The 16,715-nt window shown below is 69.0% G+C and carries 17 protein-coding genes; 11 read left to right on the plus strand and 6 right to left on the minus strand.

What is annotated here, in order from left to right; genetic code table 11:
* Positions 1–52: 52 nt before the first annotated feature.
* The gene (locus tag V7026_RS04255; RefSeq protein WP_334154043.1) at positions 53–757 is read right to left on the minus strand and encodes a GNAT family N-acetyltransferase; all 705 of its coding nucleotides are present in this window, start codon (positions 755–757) and stop codon (positions 53–55) included.
* 182 nt (positions 758–939) lie between these two features.
* Between V7026_RS04255 and V7026_RS04260 the strand changes: the two genes are divergently transcribed.
* Positions 940–2,631 carry an AMP-binding protein gene (locus V7026_RS04260; RefSeq protein WP_334154044.1) on the plus strand — a complete coding sequence of 564 codons (1,692 nt, stop codon included), beginning with the start codon at positions 940–942 and terminating at the stop codon, positions 2,629–2,631.
* A complete protein-coding gene (locus V7026_RS04265) occupies positions 2,628–3,593 on the plus strand; it encodes an MBL fold metallo-hydrolase (RefSeq protein ID WP_334154045.1) in 966 nt (321 codons plus the stop codon). Before V7026_RS04260 ends, V7026_RS04265 begins: the two co-directional genes overlap by 4 nt.
* A gap of 69 nt (positions 3,594–3,662) precedes the next feature.
* Here the strand turns inward: V7026_RS04265 and argC are convergent, their stop codons facing one another.
* Positions 3,663–4,583: an N-acetyl-gamma-glutamyl-phosphate reductase gene (gene argC, locus V7026_RS04270; protein WP_334154046.1), complete on the minus strand. Its 921-nt coding sequence runs from the start codon at positions 4,581–4,583 to the stop codon at positions 3,663–3,665.
* 259 nt (positions 4,584–4,842) lie between these two features.
* Between argC and sucC the strand changes: the two genes are divergently transcribed.
* The 4 genes from sucC to V7026_RS04290 all read left to right on the plus strand — a co-directional run bounded on the left by sucC (position 4,843) and on the right by V7026_RS04290 (position 8,405).
* Entirely contained in the window at positions 4,843–6,009 is a 1,167-nt protein-coding gene (gene sucC, locus V7026_RS04275; RefSeq protein WP_334154047.1) for an ADP-forming succinate--CoA ligase subunit beta, read from the plus strand.
* Positions 6,010–6,036: 27 nt separating this feature from the next.
* Positions 6,037–6,930, plus strand: coding sequence for a succinate--CoA ligase subunit alpha (gene sucD / locus V7026_RS04280; protein ID WP_334154048.1), 894 nt, complete (start codon positions 6,037–6,039; stop codon positions 6,928–6,930).
* Positions 6,931–7,047: 117 nt separating this feature from the next.
* Entirely contained in the window at positions 7,048–7,809 is a 762-nt protein-coding gene (locus V7026_RS04285; RefSeq protein ID WP_334154049.1) for a PP2C family protein-serine/threonine phosphatase, read from the plus strand.
* Positions 7,797–8,405 carry an FHA domain-containing protein gene (locus tag V7026_RS04290; protein WP_334154050.1) on the plus strand — a complete coding sequence of 203 codons (609 nt, stop codon included), beginning with the start codon at positions 7,797–7,799 and terminating at the stop codon, positions 8,403–8,405. Before V7026_RS04285 ends, V7026_RS04290 begins: the two co-directional genes overlap by 13 nt.
* A 26-nt stretch (positions 8,406–8,431) precedes the next feature.
* Here V7026_RS04290 and pyrF read toward each other — a convergent pair whose 3' ends face one another.
* Positions 8,432–9,271, minus strand: coding sequence for an orotidine-5'-phosphate decarboxylase (gene pyrF, locus V7026_RS04295; protein WP_334154051.1), 840 nt, complete (start codon positions 9,269–9,271; stop codon positions 8,432–8,434).
* Between the two features lie 33 nt (positions 9,272–9,304).
* Here pyrF and V7026_RS04300 point away from each other — a divergent pair, with 33 nt between their 5' ends.
* The 5 genes from V7026_RS04300 to V7026_RS04320 all read left to right on the plus strand — a co-directional run bounded on the left by V7026_RS04300 (position 9,305) and on the right by V7026_RS04320 (position 13,925).
* On the plus strand, positions 9,305–10,777 hold the full coding sequence (locus V7026_RS04300) for an SLC13 family permease (protein ID WP_334154052.1): 1,473 nt from the start codon (positions 9,305–9,307) through the stop codon (positions 10,775–10,777).
* Positions 10,778–10,875: 98 nt separating this feature from the next.
* On the plus strand, positions 10,876–11,907 hold the full coding sequence (locus V7026_RS04305) for an ABC transporter substrate-binding protein (protein ID WP_334154053.1): 1,032 nt from the start codon (positions 10,876–10,878) through the stop codon (positions 11,905–11,907).
* Positions 11,908–11,909: 2 nt separating this feature from the next.
* Positions 11,910–12,725, plus strand: coding sequence for an ABC transporter ATP-binding protein (locus V7026_RS04310; protein ID WP_334154054.1), 816 nt, complete (start codon positions 11,910–11,912; stop codon positions 12,723–12,725).
* A gap of 20 nt (positions 12,726–12,745) precedes the next feature.
* On the plus strand, positions 12,746–13,573 hold the full coding sequence (locus tag V7026_RS04315) for an ABC transporter permease (protein ID WP_334154055.1): 828 nt from the start codon (positions 12,746–12,748) through the stop codon (positions 13,571–13,573).
* A 19-nt stretch (positions 13,574–13,592) separates the two neighbouring features.
* Positions 13,593–13,925 (plus strand): DMT family transporter, encoded by a 333-nt coding sequence (locus tag V7026_RS04320; RefSeq protein ID WP_334154056.1) that lies wholly within the window; start codon positions 13,593–13,595, stop codon positions 13,923–13,925.
* Here V7026_RS04320 and V7026_RS04325 read toward each other — a convergent pair.
* The 3 genes from V7026_RS04325 to gshA are packed head-to-tail and all read right to left on the minus strand — an operon-like array spanning position 13,894 to position 16,536.
* Positions 13,894–14,259: a VanZ family protein gene (locus tag V7026_RS04325; RefSeq protein ID WP_334154057.1), complete on the minus strand. Its 366-nt coding sequence runs from the start codon at positions 14,257–14,259 to the stop codon at positions 13,894–13,896. The genes V7026_RS04320 and V7026_RS04325 overlap by 32 nt on opposite strands.
* The gene (gene gshB, locus V7026_RS04330; protein WP_334154058.1) at positions 14,256–15,248 is read right to left on the minus strand and encodes a glutathione synthase; all 993 of its coding nucleotides are present in this window, start codon (positions 15,246–15,248) and stop codon (positions 14,256–14,258) included. The genes V7026_RS04325 and gshB overlap by 4 nt, the downstream gene beginning before the upstream one ends.
* Entirely contained in the window at positions 15,241–16,536 is a 1,296-nt protein-coding gene (gene gshA / locus V7026_RS04335; RefSeq protein WP_334154059.1) for a glutamate--cysteine ligase, read from the minus strand. The genes gshB and gshA overlap by 8 nt, the downstream gene beginning before the upstream one ends.
* Between the last annotated feature and the right edge of the window lie 179 nt (positions 16,537–16,715).

Genomic DNA, 16,715 nt, shown 5'->3' on the forward strand with positions numbered 1-16,715 from the left:
CAACAGGGCCATGACACTGGCGTTTCCCCGTGCCGTGTCCCGGCGTCGAACGTCAGCCGCGCGCGGCCAGCCAGCGCATCAGGCGCCGCCAGCCGCGGCGGCAGGCCTTGAGCCAGTAGTCGGTGCGGGCCACCTCCTCCTCGATGAGCTCGCTGACGTGTGACTCGAAGTCGGCCGGCGGCAGCTCCAGGTGGCACTCGCTCTCGCCCGCGTGCTGAACGACCGTGGCCCCGGCGCTGCGCGCGATACGCAGCATGGGCGCGTTTTCGCTCAGGGCATGGATGTACAAGTAGCGCACCCCGTGGTTGCGCGCATGCACGACCGCCCGGCCGAACAGCTGATGGCCGTAGCCGCGGCCACGCGCATGGGCGCTGACGCTGACGCCAAACTCGGCGCTGTCGCTGCCGCGCTCGGACGACACCATGTACGCCAAATGCGCCATGGCGATCAGCTCCAGCCGCCGGTTGAAGATGCCAAACACCTCGTCCAGACCAAACCGCAGGCCATCGACATAGCGGCGGATGTGCTCGTCCTGCGCGGCGTAGCCGAAGCGCAGGTAGCGGTCGCGCTCGCCCAAGGTTAGCAGGTGGTGCAGAATGGCGTCGCGGTGCTGGGCTTCGAGGGTGCGGATCGGCGCGCGCGGGCACCGAACCCGCACCGGGCCGGGGGCGGTGGCGGCCGGCAGATCGCGCACGGGCACGCGCTCGCCACGCGGGAGCGCGACAGCCTGGGGCAGCGGCGAAGTGGAGACGACCATGGACCATACTATACGGCGAAACGCCCGAAAAGGTTAGGGTTTTCCCGAATATCCCTACACCCTGGGACAGCCCGCGCACCCCCGCACCTGTGCCGCCGGCGACAGCTTCTAGGGGCATCCCCTGAGCCGGGCGGCGCGGGGCACCGGCCACAATGGGCAGCTCTCACGATCACGACGCCGCCATGCAAAGAATTTGGCTATCGAGCTACCCTCCCGGCGTGCCCGCCGATATCGACCCGACCCAGTACGACTCGCTGGTGAGCCTGCTGGAACAGGCCTTTCGCCGGCATCCACAGGACCCGGTTTCGGTGTGCATGGACCGCTGGATGAGCTACGGCCAACTGGACCGCTACAGCGCCGCGCTGGGTGCGCACTTGCAGTCGCTGGGGTTGCCCACGGGGGCGCGCGTGGCGATCATGCTGCCCAACCTGCCGCAGTTTCTGATCACCATGGCGGCGGTGCTGCGCGCCGGCTACACCTGCGTCAACGTCAATCCGCTCTACACCGCGCGCGAGCTGGAGCACCAGCTCAAGGACTCGGGCGCCGAGGCCATCGTCATCCTGGAGAACTTCGCCCACACGCTGGAGGAGGTCATCGACCGCAGCCCGTTGCGCCACGTCGTGCTGGCCAGCTTCGGTGACCTGCTGGGACCGTGGTATGGGCGCTGGATGACCTTCCTCGTGCGGCATGTGGCCAAGCTGGTGCCGGCGTTCAAACTCCCGCTGCAGGGGCCCGGGGGTACGCGCACCATCGTACCCTTCCGCCGGGCACTGGAGAGCGGCCAGTCGCAGGCCCTCAAACCGGCGGCGGTCAACCGCGACAGCATCGCCTTCCTGCAGTACACCGGCGGCACCACCGGCCTGTCCAAAGGCGCGGCGCTGACGCACGGCAACGTCATCGCCGCCATTCTGCAGGCCGAGGCGTGGTTTACCCCCGCGCTCAGTAAGGTGGGTGACCCGCGACACGCCAACCACATCATGGCGCTGCCGCTCTACCACATCTTTGCGCTGACACTGATGCTGCTGGTCATGCGCCACGGCGCGCACGCCACCCTCATCCCTAATCCGCGCGACATCCCCAAGTTCGTCGAGGTGCTCAAGAGCCGGCCGTTCAATGTCCTGCCCGCCGTCAACACGCTGTTCAACGGGCTGCTGAACAACGCGCGCTTCCGCCAGCTCGATTTTTCCTCGCTGGTGCTGTCGCAGGCCGGTGGCATGGCGGCCAGCGAGGGCACGGCACGGCAGTGGCAAAAGGTCACCGGCTGCGCTATGATCGAAGGCTGGGGCATGAGCGAGACCTGCGCCATCGGCACCAACAATCCCGTCACCAACACGGAGTTCACCGGCACCATCGGCCTGCCGCTGCCCAGTGTGGAGATCGCCATCAAGGACGACGACGGCCAGGACCTTCCGCCGGGCGGCGTCGGCGAGATCTGCATCCGCGGCCCCAACGTCATGACCGGCTACTACAACAAGCCGGAGGAGACGGCCAAAGTCTTCACCCCCGACGGCTACGTGCGCACCGGCGACGTCGGCATCATGGACGAGCGCGGCTACATCCGCATCGTCGACCGCAAGAAGGACATGATCATCGTCTCGGGCTTCAACGTCTACCCGACCGAGATCGACAACGTCGTGTCCACCTGCCCCGGCGTGCTGGAGTGCGCCGCGGTGGGGGTGCCGGACCCACACTCCGGCGAGGCGGTCAAGCTCTACGTCGTGCGCAGCGACCCCACGCTGACCGAGGAGCAGGTGATGCGCTTCTGCCACGACAACCTGACCGGCTACAAGCGGCCCAAGTACATCGAGTTCCGCGAGGAGTTGCCCAAGAGCGCCGTCGGCAAGATCCTGCGCCGAGAGCTACGGCACAAGTGAGCGAGGAACGACATCCACCACTGCCCGCCGGCGTGCGCGTGCTCGAGCGCGGCTGGCTGTCGGCCAACCACGTGCTGTGCGAGGGGCCGCAAGGCACAGCGCTAGTCGACAGCGGCTACGTCACCCACGCCGCGCAGACGCTGGCGCTGGTGGAACGGGCGCTCGGCGGACGGCCGCTGGATCGGCTGCTGAACACCCACCTGCACAGCGACCACTGCGGCGGCAACACCGCGCTGCAGGCACGCTACCCCGGCCTGCGCACTGCCATCCCGCCCGGCGCGGCCGACGCGGTGCGTGCCTGGGACGAGGAGCGTCTGAGCTACCGCGCCACCGGGCAGGACTGCGCGCGCTTCACCTTCGATGCGCTGCTGATTCCGGGTGCGACGGTGACGCTGGCTGGCCGCGCGTGGCAGATTCACGCCGCGCCGGGCCACGACCCGGACGCGGTGATGCTGTTCGATCCGCTCAGCCGCACGCTGATCAGCGGCGATGCGCTGTGGCAACATGGCTTCGGGGTCGTCTTTCCGGAGCTGCAGGGGGAGCCTGGCTTCGACGCCGTGGCGGCGACGCTGGATCTGATCGAGCGGCTGGCGCCGTGCGTCGTCATCCCCGGCCACGGCAGCCCATTCGGCGCCGCGACCCACCGCGGCGCCGGACCGGCCGCGCCGGTGGCGGCGGCGCTGGCCGTGGCGCGCCAGCGCCTCCAGGCCTTTTTCGCCGACCCGGCGCGCCACCGCCGGCATGCGCTCAAGGTGCTGCTGAAATTCAAGCTGCTGCAGTGGCAGCGACAGTCCCTCGCCGCGGTGCAGGACTGGGCCCGCGGCGTGCCCTACCTGGTACGCCTGCATGCCAGCCACGGCGGTGGCCAGTCTTTCGACACCTGGCTGCAGGCGCTGATCGACGATCTGTGTGCCGGTGGCGCCGCGCGGCGCGACGGCGACATGCTGGTCGATAGCGGCTGAGGGCCGGCACTCGCCCCCAACGGAACGCTGGACACCCGACCCCGGCGGCCGTCCGCAGCGCGGCGGCGGTCACAACCCTAGCATCAGGCGCAGGTTCTGCACCGCGGCGCCGCTGGCACCCTTGCCCAGGTTGTCCAGCCGTGCCACCAGCAGCGCATGGCGGTGGCCGTCGTGACCGTAGACACGCAGCTCCAGGTGGTCCTGGCCCGCCAGCGCCACGGCGTCGAGCCGGCCGTCGGCTGTCGGCGGCAGCACGCGCACCCAAGCGCTACCAGCGTAGTGCGCGGCTAGCGCTTCGTGCAGGTCGGCGGCGCGCACGCGGCCCGGCAGCAGATCCAGGTGCAGCGGCAGTTGCACCAGCATGCCCTGCGCAAAGTTGCCGACGGACGGCACGAAGATCGGCCGGCGCTGCAAACCCGTGTAGACCATGATTTCCGGCAGGTGCTTGTGCTCCAGCCCGAGCGCATACAGCTCGAAGGCCGGCGCGCGGCCGGCCTCGTAGGCCTCGATCATCGGGCGGCCGCCGCCACTGTAGCCGCTGACGCTGGGCAGGCACAGCGGGGTATCCGGCGGCAACAGGCCAGCGTCGATGAGGGGGCGGATCAACGCGATCGCCCCGGTGGCGTAGCAGCCGGGGTTGGCCACGCGCTCGGCCGTGCGGATGACCTCGGCCTGCCCTGGCGCCAGCTCGGCAAAGCCATACGCCCAGCCTGGGGCCACCCGGTGCGCGGTGGAGGCGTCGATGATGCGCGGCGCGCGCCCGGTCTGAGCCCGCAAGGCGTCGATCATGGCCACGGACTCGCGCGCGGCCTCATCGTGCAGGCAGAGGATGACCAGATCCGCCTGCGCCATGCGCTCGCGCTTGGCCTGCGGGTCCTTGCGGCGCTCGGGGTCGATCGACAGCAGCGTGAGGCCGGCCAGCCCCTGCAGCCGTTCACGGATCTGCAGGCCGGTCGTGCCGGCTTCCCCGTCGATAAAGATGTGGGCCATCGCGATACTCCACGGGGGTTACCCCGCATTGACAAAGCCAAAATCCAGCCCGACGGGACGGTGCGGCCCGTCAGCTTCGCAAAAGGTTTGTGCGACGCACCATGATACAGTTCGCGCTGTCCCGCGCTGGCCCGCCAGCCGTGGCGCTCCATGGTGGGGCGCTGCGCACTCGTGCACGCGGCGGCGCGAGCGGTCTGGCCGACCCCTCGCCTGCCGCCGGGCGGACCTCCCGTCAGACGCCACTTAAGACAGGAACCACATGAAGATTCACGAGTACCAAGGCAAGGAAATCTTGCGCCAGTTCGGCGTGCCGGTGCCGCGCGGCATTGCGGCCTTCACGGTGCAGGAGGCAGTCGAGGCGGCCCAGAAGCTGGGCGGGCCGGTCTGGGTGGTCAAAGCCCAGATCCACGCTGGCGGCCGCGGCAAGGGCGGCGGCGTCAAGGTGGCCAAGAGTATCGACCAGGTGTGCGAGCTGGCCGGCCAGATGCTGGGCATGCAGCTGGTCACGCACCAAACCGGTCCGCAGGGCCAAAAGGTGCGGCGCTTGTACATCGAAGACGGCGCCGACATCCATAAAGAGTACTACGTGTCGGTGGTGACCGACCGCGCGACGCAGAAGGTGGCGATCATCGCCTCCAGCGAAGGCGGCATGGACATTGAGGAAGTCGCCGCGCACACGCCCGACAAGATCGTGAAGATCTTCGTCGATCCGCTGATCGGCCTGACCGATGCCCAGGCGCGCCAACTGGCCGAGGGCATCGGCATGACCGGCGACACGGTGGACCAGGCGGTGACGCTGCTGCAGAACCTGTACCGCTGCTACATGGAGACCGACGCTTCGCTGGTGGAGATCAACCCGCTCAACCGCGACAGCCAGGGCAACCTGATTGCGCTGGACGCCAAGTTCAACTTCGACTCCAACGCCCTGTTCCGCCACCCGGAAATTGTCGCTCTGCGCGACCTGGACGAAGAAGACCCGGCGGAAATCGAGGCCTCCAAGTTCGACTTGGCCTACATCAGCCTGGACGGCAACATCGGCTGTCTGGTCAATGGCGCCGGGCTGGCGATGGCGACGATGGACACCATCAAACTGTTCGGCGGCGAGCCGGCCAACTTCCTGGACGTCGGCGGCGGCGCCACGGCCGAGAAGGTGACCGAGGCGTTCAAGATCATGCTCAAGAACCCCAACGTCAAGGCCATTCTGGTCAACATCTTCGGCGGCATCATGCGCTGCGACGTGATCGCCACCGGCGTGATCACCGCGTGTAAGGCGGTCAACCTGAACGTGCCGCTGGTCGTGCGCATGAAGGGCACCAACGAGGACCTGGGCAAGAAGATGCTGGCCGAGTCGGGCCTGCCCATCATCAGCGCCGACACCATGGCCGAAGCCGCCCAGAAGGTCGTCGCCGCCGTCGCCGGCCGTTGATTGGCCCTGCCGAGAGGAAAGCGCATCATGTCCATCCTGATCAACAAAGACACCAAGGTCATCACCCAGGGCATCACCGGCAAGACGGGCCAGTTCCACACCGAAAAGTGCCAGGAGTACGCCAACGGCAAAAACTGCTTTGTCGCCGGCGTCAACCCCAAGAAGGCCGGTGAGATGATTTTTGACATCCCCATCTATGCTTCCGTCAAAGAGGCGGCGGCCGAGACGGGCGCCACGGTCAGCGTTATCTATGTGCCGCCGGCCGGCGCGGCGGACGCCATCTGGGAGGCGGTAGAGGCCGACCTGGACCTGGTGGTCTGCATCACCGAAGGCATCCCGGTGCGCGACATGCTGATGGTGCGCAACAAGATGAAGGCCAAGGAGGCCGCCGGCGGCAAGAAGACCTTGCTGCTGGGGCCGAACTGCCCGGGCCTGATCACGCCCGAGGAGATCAAGATCGGCATCATGCCGGGTCACATCCACCGCAAGGGCCGCATCGGCGTGGTGTCGCGCTCTGGCACGCTGACCTACGAGGCGGTGGCGCAGCTAACCGAGCTCGGGCTCGGCCAGTCCAGCGCGGTGGGCATCGGGGGCGACCCGATCAACGGCCTCAAGCACATCGACGTCATGAAGATGTTCAACGACGATCCGGACACCGACGCCGTCATCATGATCGGCGAGATCGGCGGCCCGGACGAGGCCGAGGCCGCGCGCTGGTGCAAGGAGCACATGAAGAAGCCGGTGGTCGGCTTCATCGCCGGCGTCACCGCCCCCCCGGGCAAGCGCATGGGCCACGCCGGCGCGCTGATCAGCGGCGGCGCCGACACGGCCGAGGCCAAGCTCGCCATCATGGAGGAGTGCGGCTTCAAGGTCACGCGCAACCCCTCCGAGATGGGTAAGCTGCTCAAGAGCCTGCTCTGATCGCAAGCGGCGGCGCCCCTGCGCCCCACCAGAACGGCCCGGCCCCGCTTTGGCGGGGCCGTTTTTTTGCGTGCGCGGGGCGATACACTGCGTTAGCCCCACGCCCTGCACCGCTCTATGCAATACCAGTTCGCCTGTGCCACGGATGTCGGCCGGGTGCGTCTCAACAACGAAGACGCCGTGCTCGTCGATGCCCAATTGGGACTGGCCGTGCTGGCCGATGGCATGGGCGGCTACAACGCCGGCGAGGTGGCCAGCCGGCTGTGTTGCGAGGTGGTGCATGCCACGCTGCGCCAACACCCCAAAACCGTGGACACGGACCCCGGGCAAGCCCTGGCGCAAGCCATCGAACGGGCCAACGCCGCGGTCTATCTGGATGCGCTGAGCCACCCCGCGCACCGCGGCATGGCCACGACGGTGGTCGCCGCGCTGGTGCGGGGTGACCGCCTGGTCGTGGGGCATGTGGGCGACTCGCGCCTGTACCGCTTGCGCCAGGGGCAGTTTGCGCCCCTGACCCGAGACCACACGCTGGTGCAGGAGCACATCGACGCGGGCCTGATCCGCGCACAAGACGCCCGCGCCACCGGTTACCGCAATCTGGTCACGCGGGGCATCGGCATCGCCCCGCGGGTGGACGCCGACATCGCCCTGCACACGGTGGCGGCGGGCGATACCTACCTGCTGTGCTCGGACGGCCTGACCGACATGCTGACGGAGCCGGAGATCGCCCACCTTCTGTGCCGCTGCGGACGGGGCGCCGACGTGGCAACGGCCCTGATCGCCGCGGGCAACGCCGCCGGCGGCCGCGACAACCTCACCGTCGCCCTGATCCACTGCGCGCCCGATGGCGCGACCGGGAGCGCTCCATGCCCACGCTGACCATCGCGCTGGACGGTCGCGAGCTCCAGCGCCTGCCCCTGACCCGCCCCCGCACCACGGTCGGGCGACGCCCGTACAACGACATCGTGATGGAACACCTGGCCGTCAGCGGCGAGCACGCCGTATTCGTACTGCAGCCGGACGGCCGCGTGCAGGTGCTCGACCTCAACAGCACCAACGGCACCTACGTCAACGGCCGCGCCGTGGTGTCGGCCGACGTAGGCCCCGACGACCTGATCGAGATCGCGCGCTACCAGTTGCGGGTGATCGACGACGCCACCCCAGTCACGGCCGAGGCGACAACCGCCCCGCCCCCCACCGTGGCGCAGCCGGCGCGGCAAGCCAGGCTGGAAGTGTTGGATGGCCCGGCCGCCGGCCGAACCGTGGCGCTGACCAAGGCGGCCACCACCATCGGCAAACCGGGGGTCGCGGTGGCCACGGTGACGCGCACCGGCGCGGACTATGTGCTGACCCAGGCAGCGGGAGAACGCCCCGCGACGCTCAATGGCCAAACCATCGGCCCCACCGGCGCACCGTTACACGACGGGGACGTGATCGTACTGGCCGGCACACGCATCCGTTTTGTGCTCTGCTGACCCTTGGCGGTCTTGGCGGCCCCTGCTCAGGGCACCAGCCACAACGCCGCGCGCGTGCGCTCGGCCTCGGCGCGCGCGGCGGCGGCAAAGTCCTCACCAGCGCTGGCGTACAGGATGGCGCGCGAGGAGTTGACGATCACCGGCCCCGTGGTGCGCCCCTGCGCGTCGCCGCGCCAGCCGGCGCCCACCGTGGTCGCGGCGTCGCCCCCCTGCGCACCGACGCCCGGGATCAGCAGCGGCACGGTGGGCGCGATCGAGCGCACGCGCTCGATCTCCTGCGGGTAAGTGGCCCCCACCACCAACCCCATCTGGCCGTGGCGGTTCCACGGCCCCTGCGCCAGCGCTGCGATGTGCTCGTACAGGCGCGGCTGCCCCGGCACGTCGGCCAGGCGCCGCGCCTGCAGGTCGTCGCCGCCAGGGTTGCTGGTGCGGCACAGCAGAAACACGCCCTTGCCCGGGTAGCGCAAATAGGGCTCCACCGAGTCGTAGCCCATGAACGGCGACAGCGTCACCGCATCCGCCCCGTAGCGCTCGAACGCCTCCTTGGCGTACTGCTCGGCGGTGCTGCCGATGTCGCCGCGCTTGGCGTCCAGGATGATCGGTACCTCGGGCGCGGCCACGCGGATGTGCGCCAGCAGCCGCTCGAGCTGCGCCTCCGCCCCGTGCGCGGCAAAGTAGGCGATCTGCGGTTTGTAGGCGCAGACGAGGTCGGCGGTGGCATCGACGATGGCGGCGCAGAAGTCGTACAGGTGCTCCACGCGGCCGCGCCAGCGGCCTGGCAGGCGCGCCGGGTCCGGATCCAGCCCCACGCACAGGCGTGAGCGGTGGCGCGCCTCGGCGCGCAGCAACATTTCGATGAAATCCATGCCGGCATTGTAGAAGTGGCTAGGATGGCGGGCATGACACGCACCCTGATCGGCCTGGGCCTGGCAGCCCTAGCGGCGGCGGCGCTGCTGACAGGGCTGGAGGCGGCGCCCGCGGTGCGCGGCGGTTTGGCCCTGTTTGCGGCGATTGGCGTGCTGTGGCTGACGCAGGCGCTGCACCTGAGTGTGACGGCGCTGCTGGTGCCGTTGCTGGCGGTGGGCATGGGGCTGCTGCCGCTGCGCGAGGCGCTGGCGGCGTTCGCGCAGCCGGTGATCTTTTTGTTTCTGGGCGGCTTTGCGCTGGCCACGGCGCTGACGCAGCATGGCATCGACCGGGCGCTGGCGCGGCTGTTGCTGCGCCTGTCAGGCGGGCACCCGTGGCGCGCCGTGCTAGGGCTGTGGGGCACCACGGCCCTGCTGTCCATGTGGCTGAGCAACACCGCGACCACCGCCATGATGCTGCCGCTAGCCATCGGCTTGCTGCAGCGCGGTGGCTGGTGGCCCGCGGGCCCGACCGGCCCCGGGGACGGGGCGGCGCGTCCGCCCGCCCCGACCGCACCCAGCGACGCGGCCGCCACGCGCACCGCAGCCTTCGTGCTGCTTGGCGTGGCCTACAGCGCCAGCATCGGCGGCATGGTCACGCTGGTGGGCAGCCCGCCCAACGCCATCGCGGCGGCGCAGGCGGGGCTGGACTTCGTGGCGTGGCTGGCCTACGGGCTGCCGGCCGCGCTGCTGCTTTGGCCGCTGATGGGGCTGGCGCTCGCGCTGCTGCTGCGCCCGGCGTTTCACCGCCCGGAGATCGCCCCCGGCGGCGTCCCTTCTGCGGCGGACGGCGGCCCCACCGTCATCGCACCGGCGCCGGACTCCGGCACCGAGGTACCGTTCGTCTGGACCCGGGCGCGCGTGCTGACGGCCGTCATTTTTGCGCTGACGGCGCTGGGCTGGGTGGTTGGCGCGCCGCTGCTGCGCCGGCTCGGCATCGCCGGCGATGCCGACGCGCTGGTGGCGCTGGCCGCCATCGTGGCGCTGGTGGGCAGTGGCGCGCTGCGCTTCGAAGCACTGGAGCGCCACGCGCAGTGGGGCGTTCTGCTGCTGTTCGGCGGCGGCCTGGCGCTGGGCGAGGTGATGGCGCGCACCGGCGCCACCGCCTGGCTGGTGCAGGCGCTGCTGGCGCACCTGCACGGCTGGTCGCCGTGGTGGATCGGGCTGGCGTTGATCGCGTTCGTGATCTTTCTGACCGAACTGGTCAGCAACACCGCCAGCGCCGCCCTACTGTTGCCGATCGTGCTGACACTCAGCGCCGAGCTGGGCCTGCCGGCGGCGGCGATGGCCGCGTCGGTGGCGCTGGCGGCCTCGTGCGCCTTCATGCTACCGGTGGCCACACCGCCCAACGCCATCGTCTACGGCGCGGGTGTTGTCGGCGCCGGCGCGATGGCGCGCGCGGGCCTGGCGCTCAACGTTTTGGCGCTGGCGGTGCTGGGCGCGCTAACCGCCCTGCGGGCCGGTTGAGCCACCGGCCCCGTGGCCCCGACCGGCCCGCGAGGCCGGGCGCTTTTGCGCTACAGTGTCCGGTGACCATGACCATCGATACGACGAGGAGACGCACGATGCAACGACGCCAATGGCTGGCCGCCGCCGCGGCCCTGACCGCCACCACCGCCGCCCCCTGGGTGCGCGCCCAGGCCCTGGAAAAGACCAAGGTCACCATCGCCGTCGGTGGCAAGAACCTGTTCTACTACCTGCCGCTGACCATCGCGGAAGAGCTGGGCTATTTCAAGGCCGAGGGGCTGGACGTCAGCATCGTGGATTTCGCGGGCGGCGCGCGTGCGCTGCAGGCCGTGGTGGGTGGCAGCGCCGACGTAGTCTCCGGCGCGTTCGAGCATACGGTCAACATGCAGTTCAAGGGCCAGCCGATGCGCGCCTTCGTGCTGCAGGGGTTGGCGCCACAAATCGTGCTGGGCGTCAACCCCAAGACCCTGCCCAACTTCCAATCGATCGCCGACCTCAAGGGCAAGAAGATCGGCGTGACGGCCCCGGGCAGTTCCACCAACATCATGCTCAACTTCGTGCTGGCCAAGGCGGGGCTCAAGCCCAGCGACGTCAGCGTCATCGGCGTGGGGGCAAGCAACGGTGCCGTGGCCGCCATGCGCTCGGGCCAAATCGACGCCCTTAGCAACCTCGACCCGGTCATCACCCTGCTGCAGCGCTCGGGCGATCTGCGCATCATCGTCGACACGCGCAAGCCGGCCGAGGCCGAGCGCGTCTTTGGCGGCCCGATGCCGGCGGGCTGCCTGTATGCGCCGGTTGCGTTCGTGGACAAGCACCCCAACACGGTGCAGGCCCTGACCAATGCCATGGTGCGCGCCAACAAGTGGATTCAGCAGGCCGGACCGGGCGACATCATCAAGGTGGTGCCCGAAAGCTATCTGCTGGGCGACCGCGCGGTGTACATCGACGGCTTTCTGGCGTCCAAGCCCGCGCTGTCGCCGGATGGGGCGATCCCGGCGAAGGGAGCGGAAACCGCCTTCCGCGCACTGGGCAGCGTGGACGACAAGCTGGCCGCGGCCAAGCTGGACCTGAACGCCGTCTACACCAACGCCTTCGTGCAAAAGGCCAACGCAAAGTATCCGAAAGGCTGACGGTGACGACGCCGGCGATCGATCTGCAGGACATCGCCTGCACCTTCATCAGCAAGGACGCCCCGGGCCAGCGCTACACGGCGGTCGAGCACGTCTCGCTGACGGTGGGCGCCGGGGAGTTCGTCAGCGTGGTCGGCCCCACTGGCTGCGGCAAGAGCACGCTGCTCAACGTCGCCGCGGGGTTGCTGGCCCCCAGCCGGGGCACGGTGCGCATTTTTGGCCAGCCCCTGACAGGCCTGAATGCGCGCGCGGGCTACATGTTCCAGGCCGAGAGCCTGATGCCGTGGCGCACGGCGCTGGGCAATGTGATGGCGGGGCTGGAATTCCGCGGCGTGCCACCGGCCGAGGCGCGCGCGCAGGCCGAGGACTGGCTGTGCCGCGTGGGCCTGGGGGCCTTTGGCGATCGCTATCCGCACCAAATGAGCGGCGGCATGCGCAAGCGCGCCGGCCTCGCGCAGGTGCTGGTGCTCGACCCCGACATCATCCTGATGGACGAGCCGTTCTCGGCACTGGACATCCAGACCCGGCAGTTGATGGAAAACGAGGTGCTGGCGCTGTGGCAGGCCAAACGCAAGGCGGTGCTGTTCATCACGCACGACCTGGACGAGGCCATCGCGATGAGCGACCGCGTGGTGGTGATGAGCGCCGGGCCGGCCTCGCGCCCGATCGGCGAGTTCGCCATCGACATCCCGCGCCCGCGCGACGTCGCCGAAGTGAAGATGACCCCGCGCTTCCTGGAGCTGCACGCCGCCATCTGGGGCGTGTTGCGCGAGGAGGTGCTCAAGGGCTACCAACAACAACTGCGCCGCGCTGCCTGAGTGCCCCCGCCCCCCCCGCTATGTGGCAACTGATCAAACCCCGACCGAGCAACCTGCGGCTGTGGCAACTGGGCTTGCTGGTCGCGCTGTTCCTGCTGTGGCACGTGCTGACGCAGCCGGGCCTGATCCCGCCCTTTCTGTTCGACAACGACCGACAGGCCGCATTCTTTTTTGGCGAGCCGCTGAAGGTACTGGAGCGCATTTGGGCGTGGTTCGTGACCGATGCCGACATCTACCGCCACCTGGGCGTGACGTTGGCCGAGACGCTGCTAGCCTTTGGCATCGGCTCGGTGACGGGGCTGGCGGCCGGGCTGTGGCTGGCGCTGTCGCCCATGGCCTCGGCCATCCTGGAGCCCTACATCAAGGCGCTCAACTCCATGCCGCGCATCATCCTGGCGCCGATTTTTGCCGTGTGGTTTGGCCTGGGCATCGGCTCCAAGGTCGCCTTGGGCGTGACCCTGGTGTTTTTCATCGTGTTCTTCAACGTCTACCAAGGTGTACGGGAGGTCAGCCCGGTCATCCTGGCCAATGCGCGCATGCTGGGCGCCGAGCCCAAGCAGCTGCTGCGCCACGTCTACCTGCCCAGCGCCACGAGCTGGGTGTTCAGCTCGCTGCACACCAGCGTGGGGCTGGCCTTCGTCGGCGCGGTGGTGGGTGAATATTTGGGCTCCAGCCAGGGCGTGGGCTACCTGATCCTGCAGGCCGAGGGCACCTTCGACATCAACACCGTCATGGCCGGCATCCTGGTGCTGACGGTCTTCGCGCTGGTGCTGGACGGACTGGTCGGCCGCATCGAGCGGCGGCTGCTCACCTGGCAGCCCAAGGCGGGCGAAACCGAAAAGCTGTGACCCCATGGAGCGCAACGCGATGAACCCTTGGCTGCTGCTGGCGCTGGCCATCGCCGCGGAGGTGGTCGGCACGAGCGCGCTCAAGGCCAGCGATGGCTTCACGCGGCTGGTGCCGTCGCTGGTCGTCGTCGTGGGTTACGTCGTTTCGTTCTACTGCCTGTCGCTGGTGCTGCGCCACATTCCGGTGGGCATCACCTACGCGGTGTGGTCGGGGCTGGGCATCGTGCTGATCACGGTGGCGGCCTTCGTCCTGTACGGCCAGCGGATCGATCTGGCGGGGTGGATCGGCATGGGGCTGATCGTCGCGGGCGTGCTGGTACTCAATTTGTTTTCGCGCGCCACGGCGCACTGATGCGGCGCAGCGCCACCACCACGACCCACCCCAGCGCCACGCCCACCGCATCCGCGACCCAGTCGGCCACATCGCCCTGGCGCCAGCCACTGGCCGACTGCGCCAGTTCGATGGCCGCACCGTACAGCAGCAGGGCTACCCCACGCGCACACCACGCCTGCGCCGGATAGGCCCGCCATGCCGCCACGGTCAGAAGGGCAAAGCCCAACCCATGCTGGGCCTTGTCCCACCCATCCAGGGCTTGCGGCGGCAGATGCTCTACGGGTGTCAGCGACAACACCGTGACCGCCCCGGCCAGCCCCCAGAACGCCAGCCGGGCGAACAAGCCCTTCATGGGTGCGGGGCGGCGGCGCGCGCCACCTGCAACGCATCGACGAAGCGCGCCGCCACGTCGTAGCCCGTCTGCTGCGTGATCTCCTGAAAGCAGGTCGGGCTGGTGACATTGACCTCGGTGAGGTGCTCGCCGATGATGTCCAGGCCCACCAGCAGCAGCCCGCGCGCAGCCAGCCGCGGCCCGAGCGCGCGCGCGATGGCCTCGTCGACCGCGGACAGCGGCTGCGCCACGCCGCGCCCGCCGGCAGCCAGGTTGCCGCGCACCTCGCCGCCTTGCGGGATGCGCGCCAGCGCATACGGCACCGGCTCGCCGCCGATCACCAGCACACGTTTGTCGCCCTGGGCGATGGCCGGCAGGAAGCGCTGCACCATGATGGTGGTGTGGCCGTGCTGCGTCAGCGTCTCGATCACGGCGCCCAGGTTCAGCCCGTCCGGGCCGACGCGGAAGATGCCACGCCCGCCCATGCCGTCCAGCGGCTTGAGGATGATGTCGCGGTGCTCGGCGTGAAAGGCGCGGATCGCCTCCGCCGAGCGCGTCACCAGCGTCGGCGGCGCCCACTCGGCAAACTCCGTCAACGCCAGCTTTTCCGGGTGGTCGCGCAGCGCCGCCGGGCGGTTGAAGACGCGTGCCCCCTCACGCTCGGCCTGCTGCAGCAGGTGCGTGGCGTAGAAATACTCGGCATCGAACGGCGGATCCTTGCGCATCAGCACGGCATCGAACTCGCGCAACGCCGCACGGCGCTGGGCCACCGCGCGGAACCAGTCATTCGCCGCACCGGTCAGCTCGATCTCGCGCACCAGCGCCGTCACCGGCTCGCCGCTGCGCCAGTGCAGATGCGCCGGCTCGCACGCGGCCAGGCGCACGCCGCGGCGCGCCAGCTCGCGCATCATCGCAAAGGTGCTGTCCTTGTAGGTGGCGAAGGTGTGCAGCGGGTCGGCCACCACCAGCACGCGGCCCAGACCACCCGCTGCGGTGGGGATCTCAGGCATAGAGCTCGGCCTCCGGGTCGGTGGCTTCCAGCTCGTAAGCGGCGGCCAGCATGGCCAGCCGCGCGACCACGCCATACATGTAGAAGCGGTTGGGCACGCTCGCCCCCGGCCGGGTGCCGGGCTGCGGCTGAAGGGCGCTCTTTTCGAACGCCAGCGGCACGAAGCTCGCCCCGGGGGCGTTGAGGTTCTCATCGGCGCCGCGCTCGGCGTGCACGCGGTAGAAGCCCCCGACCACATAGCGGTCCATCATGTAGACCACCGGCTCGGCCACGGTGTCGTGGATGCGCTCGTGCGTCATGACGCCTTCCTGGATGATGACGTCGCTGACCTGTTGGCCGTCCTTGATGACGTTCATTTTGTTTTTGGTGCGGCGGTTGAGGTTGGCCAGCTCGGCGGCGTCGCGCACCATCATCACGCCCATGCCGTAGGTGCCGTTGTCGGCCTTGACGACGACGAACGGCCGCTCCTGGATGCCGTACTCCTTGTACTTGCGGCGGATCTTGGCCAGCAGCGCATCGACGTTGCCCTGCAAGCACTCGAAGCCGGTCCCCTCGGCAAAGTTGACCTGCCCGCAGCGGGCGAACATGGGGTTGATGAGCCACGGGTCCATGCCCAGCAGCTTGCCAAAGCGCTTGGCCACCTCCTCGTAGGCGCGGAAGTGGTTGCTCTTGCGCCGCACATGCCAGCCCGCGTGCAGCGGGGGCAGCAGGTACTGCTCGTGCAGATCTTCCAGGATGCCCGGCACACCCGCGGAGAGGTCGTTGTTGAGCAGGATGGTGCACGGATCGAAATGCTTGAGCCCGAGGCGGCGCCCTGCGCGAATCAGGGGCTCGAGCGTGACCTGCTCGCCGTTGGGCAGGTCGATGGTGGTGGGGGCCTGGATCTCGGGGTTGAGCGAGCCCAGTCGCACATTGAGCCCGGCCGAATAGAAGATGCGCTGCAACTGCGCCACGTTCATCAGATAGAACAGGTTGCGCGTGTGGTTCTCGGGAATGAGCAGCAGGTTTTTCGCCTCGGGGCAGATCTTCTCGATCGCGGCCATCGCGGCCTGCACCGCAAGGGGCACCATCTCGGGCGTGAGGTTGTTCCACCCGCCGGGGAACAGATTGGTGTCCACCGGCGCGAGCTTGAAGCCGGCATTGCGGATGTCCACCGAGGTGTAGAACGGCGGCGTGTGCTCCATCCACTCCAGCCGAAACCAGCGCTCGATGACCGGGGTAGATTCGAGGATGCGCTGCTCCAGCTCGTTGATGGGGCCGGTCAGCGCGGTGACGAGGTGGGGAACCATGGTAGGCCCTCTGACGGAATGAGAAACGAGGCCGCCCGACGGGACGGCGTCAGCGGGGGAATGCACCGATTGTAGGAAGTCGCGCACGGCACCCACAACCCGGGCGGGTATCGGTTATAACCAATGTTCCAGCGTGAAGCCGGACGCGGTTCCACGCTGAAGGCGGACAGCATTCCAAA

Source organism: Tepidimonas sp. (genome assembly GCF_036825565.1).
Lineage (GTDB): Bacteria > Pseudomonadota > Gammaproteobacteria > Burkholderiales > Burkholderiaceae_C > Tepidimonas.